We start from the raw sequence: 9,681 nt of genomic DNA, 5'->3' as shown, positions 1-9,681 counted from the left end.
CGACGGCGGCCCGTCCCTTCCCGGGGCGGGCCGCCGTCGGCGTAGGCGGGCGGTTACCGGCGACCGGCTTCCAGGACCTCGGCGAGGTCGTAGCTGACCGGTTCTTCGAGCTGTTCATAGGTGCACGTCCGCGGATCGCGGTCCGGGCGCCAGCGGACGAACTGTGCCGTGTGACGGAACCGTTCGCCTTCCATATGGTCATATTTCACCTCGACCACGCGCTCGGGACGCAGCGGCGTGAAGGACAGGTCCTTGCCGCCGCTCCACCGGCTGCCCTCGGCATTGCGCGGCGTCCTGGTCCCTTCCTCCTGCCGGGCCGACGCCCACGGATGATCCTCGAAGCCGGTGACGAGCGGCTGGAGTTCCGCAAAAAGTTCCTTGCGGCGCTGCATCGGAAAAGCGCCCACGACTCCCACGTTGGTGAGCGATCCGTCGCCGTCGTAGAGGCCCAGCAGGAGCGAGCCGATCCGGTCCGGCCCGCTCGTGTGCACCCGGTAGCCGGCGAGGACACAGTCGGCGGTGCGTTCATGCTTGATCTTGAACATCGCGCGTTTGTCCGGCTGGTACCGGCCGTCCAGCGGCTTGGCCACGATCCCGTCCAGGCCCGCGCCTTCGAACCGGCGGAACCACTGCCCGGCGGTCTCCCGGTCCCGGGTCGCGGCCGTCAGATGGATTGGCGCCGTGCTGTCAGCGAGCACCCGTTCCAGCGCCGCCCGCCGCTCGGTGAACGGCCGTGCGGTGAAGTCCTCCTCATCCAGCGCCAGCAGGTCGAACGCGACGAACCGTGCCGGCGTCTGTTCGGCCAGCAGCCTGACCCGGCTCGCGGCGGGGTGGATCCGTTGCTGGAGCGCATCGAAGTCCAGCCGGTCCCCGGATGCCCCGACCAGGATGATCTCGCCGTCGACCACGCAGCGCGGCGGCAGATTCGCCTTCAGCGCCGCGACCAGCTCGGGGAAGTACCGGGTCAGCGGCTTGCCGTTGCGGCTGCCGATCTCCACTTCCTCGCCGTCGCGGAAGATGATGGACCGGAAGCCGTCCCACTTCGGTTCGAAACTCACCGGCCCTTCGGGCAGCGCATCCACGGCCTTCGCGAGCATCGGCGCAATCGGGGGCATCAGCGGCAGTCGCATAGTGCCCATTCTTGCCCCACGCCCGTCCTCCGCCAACCCCCGCCCGGTAATAACCCTCGCCCGGCAACAGCACCGGCGCCCAGAACTAACCCACCGCTTACCGCACCGAAACGCCCCCGCAACATCGGCGCGCCACACTGGAGGTGCCGGCAAACAGCAGGCACCAGCTCCAGTCCGGGAGGCCCCGCCATGTTGAAGGAAGCCAAAACCCATGTAACCCGTATCCGGGCCCTCGACCAGCTGCACCGCGGCGACGAGATCGAGGCCCGCCTGAAAGTGGGACCGGACTACGACGACGTCGTGATCCGCCGCGGCTGCGTCCAGGAGACCGCCCCGGGAATCGGAGTCATCTGGATCATGGACCGCCAGTCGGGCTCACGGAAGGCGATCAACGCGGACGAGTGCACGCTCTGGCGGGTCGCCTGAAGCGTCAGCCGCCGGCCACGGACTGGAGGATCAGGACCTCCTGGCCGGGTGCCACCTCAGTCGCCAGGCCCTGCAGCCGCCGGATCTCATTCCCGTTGACGTATATATTCACGTAGCGGCGGATCGTTCCGGTCTCGTCCCGCAACCGCCTCGAGAGCGCCGGATAATCCCGGGTCATCGAGTCCAGCAGCCATTGAACCGTCACCGTCCCGTCCGCGGGCGCAGTCAGGCTCGACTGCCCGCCGGCGAGCGGCTGGAGGACGCTGGGCAGCAGCACGCTGATTCCAGAGGCCACGGCAGTTCACGGCCCCGCGGGGACGCCGGCGAGCAGGTCCGCGGGGACGGACGCTGCCCGCACGCACAGCACGTCCGGCAGGTGCGAGGCCAGCTCGGTGAAGTGGTCGCCCTCGTCGTCGCTGGCGTAGACGCTGCCGCCGCGCGTTCCGAAGTAGACGCCGGCGGGCTCGGCGGAGTCGGCACTGGCGGCATCGCGGAGCACCGCGTTGTACTCGGCTTCCGGGAGCCCGGTGTGGAGCCGCTTCCAGTTCCTGCCGGCGTCGTCGGTCCGGTGGACGGCCAGCTTGCCGTCCGGCGGGATCCGTTCGCTGTCGGCTTTCAACGGGATCACCCAGGCGGTGCCCGCCCGGCGCGGGTGCGTCAGCATGACAAAGCCGAAGTCCGCGGGCAGCCCCTCGGCGATCGACTGCCAGCTCTCGGCGTCGTCATCGCTGCGGTAGACGCCGTGGTGGTTCTGCGCGTACAGGCGGCCGTCGACGGCGGCGTCCGCGGCGATCTTGTGGACGCACTGGCCGAATTCGGGGTTGGGATCGGGCATGAAGTAGGCGGAAATCCCCTTGTTGCGCGGCTCCCAGGAGGCCCCGCCGTCGAGCGAGCGGTAAACCCCGCCGGTGCTCATGGCGACGTGCACCTTCTCGCCGCTCGGGTCGATGACGATCGAGTGGGCGGCGGCACCGCCGTAGCCGGCGCCCCATTCCTTGCGGTGCGGATGGTCCCAGAGCCCCCGGTTCAGTTCGAAGTGCTCACCGCCGTCGGTTGATTTCCAGACCGAGATCGGCTCGCAGCCGGCCCAGACGACTCCCGGCCGGGCTTCGGAGTCCGGATGGATCTGCCAGACACGCTCCAGCGCCGCCTCGGTGTCTTCGGGGAACCGGATGGCGCCCTGCTCGGGCTCGTCCCACGTTGCGCCCAGGTCATCGGAGTGGAAGACCGTGGGCCCCCAATGCTCGGAACGGACTCCCACCAGGATCCGGGTCCGGCCGTCGCGGCTGTCAATACCGATGCTGGGGATTTCACTCATCAGGAAATGCGGGCCGGAAAGGGACCACTCCTTGCGGTCCGGGCTTGTCGCAAGCCAGAGCCCCTTTTTGGTTCCGATCGCCAGGACATAACTCTCTGCGGTAGCCATGCCCTCCATGCAACCACCACCGAAGGACGGCCGCAATGGTTTTCCCGGGGCAGCATGCACCCGCTCCCACAGGCAGCTTCGGTGCGGGACTTTGTCCACGAATTCGGATTGCGCCTCGATGAAGTCCCAGTCGGCCGCCGTCAGAACTTACGCCTCTGGGAAGGGGTGTCCCGTTTCGGAGTATCGCGTGGATGACGTCGCAGCGGCGGCATGCCAGGCAGATGACGGCGGCGTTGTGTTTCTTCGCTTCGGCTCGTTTCCGGTCGTAGTAGGCCTTGGAAACGGGGTCGTGGCGGGAGGCGATCCACGCGGACCCAACAGTGCGTTCCGGGCAGGGAATTCCCCGCGGATGGACGTCCCGGACCGCCGCGTGACCGGTGCGATGCCGGCGTAGGCGGCGAGGTGCCCGGCGGTCCGGAAGCGGCAAGTGGCCCGCGCGGGCAGCGCCTTGAGACACTGACCGCCGCTTCCGCGGTGGCTTGAACGGCTCACCGCAGAGGTCACCCGCGAGGTCGCCTCACAGCGTGCGGGAGGGCTCCGCGAGCTCGAGGAGCACCTGCGCGCTGCTCGGCGCGAGGTCACGTGCTGCCGCGGTCGCAGCGGCGGCGACCGCGAGGGACTCGGCGAGGTCCGGGTCGTGCAAGACCTTGGTGACTGCGCTTGCGAGCGCGGTCGGGTCGGCCACGGGGAACAGGACCCCGTCGACGCCGTCGTCCACGAGCTGGGGGTTGCCGCCCGCGTCTGTGACCACGGTGGGAAGGCCGGCGGACATCGACTCCATGACCGCCACGCCGAAGGGCTCACCGAGGCTGGCCAGGACGAAGACGTGGGCGCCGTGGAGCCGGTCGATGACCTCCCGCTCCGACACTGCACCGAGCAGCTCGACGGCGCCCTCGAGGTCGAGCTCGCGGATCAGCGCCTCGAGCTCGCGCCTGTAGCCCGTGCCACCGGCCTCGTCCTCACCTGCGATGGCGCAGCGCACCGCGAGACCGTCCTGCCGGAGCATCCCCACCGCCCTGATGAGGTCGGCGTGCCCCTTTGCGGGGTTCAGCCTTCCACAGGAGAACAGCTCCGCCTCACCCTCGCCGCGCCAGGCACGGTACGGCGCCGGGCGCCGCAGCCGGCTCAGCCCGACACCCATGCCGCACAGCGGAAGGCGGTCCGGGAGCTGCGGGACAGCCGACCGCAGCTGGCTGCGGAACTGCTCGGTGATGACGATGCCTGCCTCGGCGCCGCCCCACTTGGCCCTCTGGTCCGGGCCGTAGTCGGTCAGCCCGCCGTGCAAGGTGAGGCTGTACTGGCATGCGCCGAAGATGCGGGCGAAGCGCGCCACGTCGGCCGCCGAGGCGCACGAGTGCACGTGCAGGTGGTTCCAGCCCCGGCGCCGCGAGAGCTGCGCCAGCCGTGCGCCCAGCAGGACGGCGGCGAGGAGTGGGCCCCGCTCGCGGAGGCTGCGCTCGCTGCGGAGCACCGCGACGCCGGCTCGCCCCCAGGCCCGGGGTCCGGACGCCACGAGGCGGCCGAGCGCACCCAGCAGCGCGACCACGCCGAGGGGGAAGAGGTAAGTCGTCGCCGCGCTCGCCTCGGCGCTCCAGTCGTGCGCCTGCACCTCGACGGCGGGTGCGCGGGTGCTGACCTGGTCGACGTGCGCGCCCAGGCGTCTCAGCTCGCGCAACTCCCTCCAGAACATGATGTGCGTCTGACCGGGGAATTCCGGCACCAGGTAGCCCAGTCGGGTGGGCGAGCCGGCCCCAGCCGGCGTCGTCGAGTCGGTCACTTGTCGCTTTCCTTCCCCATGGCGGTCCCTGCCCGGCGCGGATGCGTCAGCATGACAAAGTCGAAGTCCGCGGGCAGCCCCTCGGCGATCGAGTGGGCGGCGGCACCGCCGTAGCCGGCGCCCCATTCCTTGCGGTGCGGATGGTCCCAGAGCCCCCGGTTGAGCTCGAAGTGCTCACCGCCGTCGGTTGATTTCCAGACCGAGATCGGCTCGCAGCCGGCCCAGACGACCCCCGGCCGGGCTTCGGAGTCGGGATGGATCTGCCAGACACGCTCCAGCGCCGCCTCGGTGTCTTCGGGGAACCGGATGGCGCGCTGCTCGGGCTCGTCCCACGTTGCGCCCAGGTCATCGGAGTGGAAGACCGTGGGTCCCCAGTGCTCGGAACGTACTCCCACCAGGATCCGGGTCCGGCCGTCGCGGCTGTCAATACCGATGCTGGGGATTTCACTCATCAGGAAATGCGGGCCCGAGAGGTACCAGTCCTTGCGGTCCGGGCTTGTCGCAAGCCAGAGCCCTTTTCGTGCCGATCGCCCGGACATAACGCTCTGCGGTAACCATGGCCCCCATACAACCACCACCGAAGGACGGCCGCAATGCATTTTGGCTGATTTTTTCCGCCGGCGGAGGCAGCGCCCGGGACGGGGCCGGAGTCAGTCGACGAATTCCGACTGGGTCTCGATGAAGTCCCAGTCCGCCTCGGTCAGCACCACCGCCACATCGTCCGGGCCGGGTCCACCGGCCGCCGCGATGCTCTGCCGTACGTCCACTGGCAACTCGGCGGCACGCAGGTTTTCCCGCAGCCACTCCTTGCACGCCAGATCCAGATCCAGCCACCACATGAAGATTTCCACGGCGGTCACCCTTTCCTCGTTCTTCAACGTTATGCCCCCGCGCCGGGGGTGTTCAATAGCCACGCCGCGACGGCGGCCCGTTGCGTAGGAAGACCGGGCAAATCCCTGTTCAGGCCGGCGCCCAGGGGAAAGAATTGAGTATGTCTTCAGCGCGCAACGGCGGCCCGGCTCCCCTGGTAGTGGGCGTGCATCCCGGCCAGCACCCCGAGGTGCTCGAAACCGCGGCGTCGCTGGCCAGGAGCCTCGCCGTCCCGATTATTTGTGCCTACGTCGACGAGGCAAGCTACCTCGCGGAGTGGGATCCGGCACGGTCCGCTCACCGGCTTTCCCAGCACCCGGACACCGACGACGGCGAGATCCGGGCGGTGGCCCAGGGGCTCCGGTCCACGATCGAGGCGGCCCTCGCCGGCCAGGGGGTCGGTTGGTCCCTGCGTACCCTCGCCGGGGATCCCGCCCGGGCGATCGGCAGGCTCGCTGCCGAATCCGGGGCGGCAATGATCATCGTCGGGACACCCGAACGCGGGCTGGGCCACCGTATCTCCGCGGCACTCAACGGCTCCGTGGCAGCGTGGCTGAGCCATCATCAGGACCATCCGGTCCTGATCGTTCCGGCACGGACGCCGGGCCGGACTCCGGACGGCCCGGCGCGGGGCGGGTGAACCGGGCGGGTGAGGCGGCGGGTGAACGGGCGGGTGAACCGGCGGCGAACGCCACAGGAAAATAAAGTGAAAGTACTTACCCGGGGCGCTGGCTTTATCCCTGCACCGCCCAGTAAGCTTGTTTCTGTGGGCAAGGACGCCCGCCCAAAGCTGCTCCGGAGTGCGTATCCCCCAATAACGCACTCCGGAGTTTTTTAATGTCCGGACCGTGGTGAACATGCGATTCGCGCCGAGGCAGTTGCTGGATACCCCTAGGGGGTATATATTGGGTTCATGGACGAGCCCGAAATTACCCACATCGCTGCTGAGGATACGGAAACGCAGCAGCACGGCTATTCCGCCAACAAGGAGGCCTACCTGCGCCGGCTCAAGCGGATTGAAGGCCAGGTGCGCGGCATTGCCCGGATGGTCGATGAGGACAAGTACTGCATCGACATCCTCACCCAGGTCGCCGCCGTCACCAAGGCCCTGCACGCCGTCAGCCTGGGACTCGTGCAAGAACACATCGGCCACTGCGTCCTCGGTGCCGCCTCCGAGCCGGACCCGGATCTTCGGGCCGAAGCGATTGACTTCAAGGTCAAAGAGGCCACCGATGCCATCGGCCGCCTGCTGCGGTAGCGGCAACACCCCATACCAGGCCATCGGGCTGATAAACCACCATCAGTCCCCCACAAGGAGCAAGCCATGAGCACAGTTTCCACCACCGTCAACGTTTCCGGCATGACCTGCGGACACTGCGTGTCCTCCGTGAGCGAAGAACTCGAGGCCCTCGCGGGCGTCGAAAAGATCGACGTCGACCTCAACGCCGGCGGCATCTCCACGGTCACGATCACCTCGGACACGGCACTTTCCTCGTCCGAAATCGGCGAGGCGATCGCCGAGGCCGGCTACCTGGTGGTCGCCAACGAAGCATGAGCACCGGCGCCCCGTCACCAGCCCGCACGCCCCCAGGACAGGGCAGAAAAGGACAGGAAAACACCGTGAGCAGCACCATGGATAGAGATCAGCTGCTGGACCAGCCGGGAACCCGGGTGATCGAACTCGACATCCAGGGGATGACCTGCGCCTCGTGCGTCAGCCGCGTCGAACGCAAGCTCGGAAAGCTCGACGGCGTGGCAGCCTCGGTCAACCTCCCGCTGGAATCCGCCCAGGTCACCGCCCCCGCGGGCGTCACCGACGAGCAGATCACCGCGACGGTGGCCGCCGCCGGCTACCAGGCAACAGTCCGGGCCCCCCGCTATCCCTCCCCGGCGATTGAGCCCTCCCCGGTGATTGAGCCTGTCGAAATCCCCGCCGGTACTGCGGTTTCGACAAGCTCAACCACCGGAGGAGCGGCCGCCACGCTGCGCCCGCGGCTGGTCCTCGCTGCCGTCCTGACCGTTCCGGTGGTGCTGATCTCGATGTTCCCGGCGTTCCAGTTCGCCAACTGGGGCTGGGTTGCGGGGGTTCTGGCGCTGCCGGTCGTCACGTGGTCGGCCTGGCCATTCCACCGGGCGGCGGCCCTGAATGCCCGGCATTTCGCCTCCACCATGGACACGCTGGTATCCATCGGCGTGACCGCGGCGTACGTTTTTTCGGCCTGGCAGCTGCTGGCAGACCCGTTGCTGACGGCTTCCCCTGACATGGCCGGCATGGAAACGCGCTCCGGCGGGCTCTACTTCGAAACCGCCGCTGTCGTGAGCACATTCCTGCTGCTGGGCCGCTACCTCGAGGCCCGCGCCAAACGGACGGCCGGCGACGCCCTCAGGGCCCTGCTGGACCTCGGCGCCAAGGATGCCACCATCCTGCGGGACGGCCATGAACACCAGATCCGCGCCGACCAGCTGGGCGTGGGCGACGTCATCGTGGTGCGCCCCGGCGAGAAGATCGCGACCGACGGCGTCGTCATTGACGGCTCCTCCGCCGTCGACGCCTCCCTCGTGACCGGCGAATCCGTACCGGTGGACGTCGGTCCGGACAGCCCCGTCACAGGCGCCACCATCAACACCTCCGGCCGCCTCCTGGTCCGCGCCACGCGCGTGGGCTCCGAGACCACCCTGGCCCAGATGGGCCGGCTCGTCTCCCAGGCCCAGACCGGAAAGGCTCCGATCGCACGCCTCGCGGACCGCATCAGCGCCGTGTTCGTACCGGTCGTCCTGGTCATCGCCGCCCTCACCTTCGCCGCCTGGCTCCTCCTGACCGGACCCGTGATCAGCGACGCCGAACTCCGCGCCGCCTTCACGGCCGCCGTCGCCGTGCTGGTCATTGCCTGCCCCTGCGCCCTGGGACTGGCCACTCCCGTCGGACTCCTCACGGGAACCGGCCGGGGCGCGCAGCTGGGCATCCTGATCAAAGGCCCGCAGGTCCTGGAGGACACCCGGACGGTGGACACCATTCTGCTGGACAAGACCGGCACCGTGACCACCGGCCACCTCGCCGTCGACGGCACCGAGGCATTCGCCGGCTTCAACGGGACCGGGGTCCTGCGCCTCGCCGGGGCGGTGGAGGCCGCCTCCGAGCACCCCATCGCCCGCGCCATCGCCGCCGCGGCACGGTCTGCCGAAAACCGGAACAGCGACGCCGGAAGGCTCCCCGCCGTCGAGCTCTTCCGTTCCGCCCCCGGCGGCGGCGTCACCGGAACCGTCGAAGGGCGCGTCGTCACGGCGGGCCGCACCGGATGGCTGCGGGAGAACGGCGTCGCCTTCACGGCGGCGCAGCAGCTCGCCCTCCGCGCGGCGGAGGAATCAGGGGCCACCGCCATCTGGGTCGCCGTGGACGGCCAGGCTGCGGGTCTCATCAGCCTGCGGGACACCGTCAAGCCCGGCTCGGCCGCCGCGGTCGCCCGGCTCCGGCAGCTCGGGCTCCGTCCGATCCTGCTGACCGGCGACAACGCCGCCGTGGCCGCCCGGGTGGCCGCCGCCGTCGGGATCAGCCCCGAGGATGTCTACGCGGGCGTGCTGCCGGAAGGCAAGGTCGAGGCCGTGCGGAAGCTGCAGGCCGGCGGCGCCACCGCGGCCATGGCCGGGGACGGCGTGAACGATGCCGCGGCGCTGGCGCAGGCGGACCTGGGCATCGCCATGGGGTCCGGCACGGACGTGGCCATCGAGGCGGCCGACCTGACGGTGATGGGGAACGACCTGGGGCAGGTGGCGCAGGCCATTGAACTGTCCCGCCGGACCCTCGCCACGATCAAGACCAACCTGTTCTGGGCCTTCTTCTACAACGCGGTCGGCATTCCGGTGGCGGCCCTGGGCCTGCTCAACCCGATGATCGCGGGAGCGGCGATGGCCGCGAGCTCCGTGCTCGTTGTGGCCAATTCACTGCGGCTGCGCGGCTTCGGCAAATAGCCAGCCCCGTGACGCGCAACCCGCCCCACGACGCGCGGATTTCGTGACGCTACCCGCATTCAGGTAGCGTCACGAAATCCGTGCAT

General features: G+C 69.2%; 10 protein-coding genes and 2 pseudogenes. 5 read left to right on the top strand and 7 right to left on the bottom strand.

What is annotated here, in order from left to right; genetic code table 11:
- Nucleotides 1-53 precede the first annotated feature (53 nt).
- Nucleotides 54-1,130 (bottom strand): ATP-dependent DNA ligase, encoded by a 1,077-nt coding sequence (locus ACQCSZ_RS21300; RefSeq protein WP_427005611.1) that lies wholly within the window; start codon nucleotides 1,128-1,130, stop codon nucleotides 54-56.
- A 189-nt stretch (nucleotides 1,131-1,319) separates the two neighbouring features.
- Between ACQCSZ_RS21300 and ACQCSZ_RS21295 the strand changes: the two genes are divergently transcribed.
- Nucleotides 1,320-1,556 (top strand): hypothetical protein, encoded by a 237-nt coding sequence (locus ACQCSZ_RS21295; protein ID WP_427005610.1) that lies wholly within the window; start codon nucleotides 1,320-1,322, stop codon nucleotides 1,554-1,556.
- A gap of 4 nt (nucleotides 1,557-1,560) precedes the next feature.
- Here ACQCSZ_RS21295 and ACQCSZ_RS21290 read toward each other — a convergent pair whose 3' ends face one another.
- The 6 genes and pseudogenes from ACQCSZ_RS21290 to ACQCSZ_RS21265 form a co-directional block, all read right to left on the bottom strand.
- Nucleotides 1,561-1,839, bottom strand: coding sequence for a MoaD/ThiS family protein (locus ACQCSZ_RS21290; protein WP_427008411.1), 279 nt, complete (start codon nucleotides 1,837-1,839; stop codon nucleotides 1,561-1,563).
- 18 nt (nucleotides 1,840-1,857) lie between these two features.
- Nucleotides 1,858-2,991, bottom strand: a complete 1,134-nt coding sequence (locus ACQCSZ_RS21285) for a WD40/YVTN/BNR-like repeat-containing protein (RefSeq protein ID WP_427005609.1) — start codon at nucleotides 2,989-2,991, stop codon at nucleotides 1,858-1,860.
- 157 nt (nucleotides 2,992-3,148) lie between these two features.
- Nucleotides 3,149-3,402 (bottom strand): annotated as a pseudogene (locus tag ACQCSZ_RS21280) (transposase); the annotation flags it as partial.
- Between the two features lie 97 nt (nucleotides 3,403-3,499).
- Complete coding sequence (gene epsE, locus ACQCSZ_RS21275) at nucleotides 3,500-4,672, bottom strand: exopolysaccharide biosynthesis GT4 family glycosyltransferase EpsE (RefSeq protein ID WP_427008410.1); 1,173 nt, start codon at nucleotides 4,670-4,672, stop codon at nucleotides 3,500-3,502.
- Nucleotides 4,641-5,326 (bottom strand): annotated as a pseudogene (locus ACQCSZ_RS21270) (hypothetical protein); the annotation flags it as partial. The gene epsE and the pseudogene ACQCSZ_RS21270, both read right to left, overlap by 32 nt.
- An 83-nt stretch (nucleotides 5,327-5,409) precedes the next feature.
- The gene (locus tag ACQCSZ_RS21265; RefSeq protein ID WP_427005608.1) at nucleotides 5,410-5,610 is read right to left on the bottom strand and encodes a hypothetical protein; all 201 of its coding nucleotides are present in this window, start codon (nucleotides 5,608-5,610) and stop codon (nucleotides 5,410-5,412) included.
- A 140-nt stretch (nucleotides 5,611-5,750) separates the two neighbouring features.
- Here ACQCSZ_RS21265 and ACQCSZ_RS21260 point away from each other — a divergent pair, with 140 nt between their 5' ends.
- From ACQCSZ_RS21260 to ACQCSZ_RS21245, 4 genes are all read left to right on the top strand, one after another.
- The gene (locus tag ACQCSZ_RS21260) at nucleotides 5,751-6,269 is read left to right on the top strand and encodes a universal stress protein (RefSeq protein WP_427005607.1); all 519 of its coding nucleotides are present in this window, start codon (nucleotides 5,751-5,753) and stop codon (nucleotides 6,267-6,269) included.
- Between the two features lie 273 nt (nucleotides 6,270-6,542).
- Nucleotides 6,543-6,887, top strand: coding sequence for a metal-sensitive transcriptional regulator (locus ACQCSZ_RS21255; RefSeq protein ID WP_427005606.1), 345 nt, complete (start codon nucleotides 6,543-6,545; stop codon nucleotides 6,885-6,887).
- 66 nt (nucleotides 6,888-6,953) lie between these two features.
- A complete protein-coding gene (locus tag ACQCSZ_RS21250) occupies nucleotides 6,954-7,184 on the top strand; it encodes a heavy-metal-associated domain-containing protein (RefSeq protein ID WP_211877338.1) in 231 nt (76 codons plus the stop codon).
- 77 nt (nucleotides 7,185-7,261) lie between these two features.
- Nucleotides 7,262-9,595 (top strand): heavy metal translocating P-type ATPase, encoded by a 2,334-nt coding sequence (locus tag ACQCSZ_RS21245; RefSeq protein ID WP_427008409.1) that lies wholly within the window; start codon nucleotides 7,262-7,264, stop codon nucleotides 9,593-9,595.
- The last annotated feature ends 86 nt before the right edge of the window (nucleotides 9,596-9,681 follow it).

The sequence above is a fragment of the Pseudarthrobacter sp. H2 genome (assembly GCF_050157045.1).
GTDB lineage: Bacteria > Actinomycetota > Actinomycetes > Actinomycetales > Micrococcaceae > Arthrobacter.
Note: the sequence above shows the minus strand (reverse complement) of the source record. Positions and strands in the feature narration are given on the sequence as shown.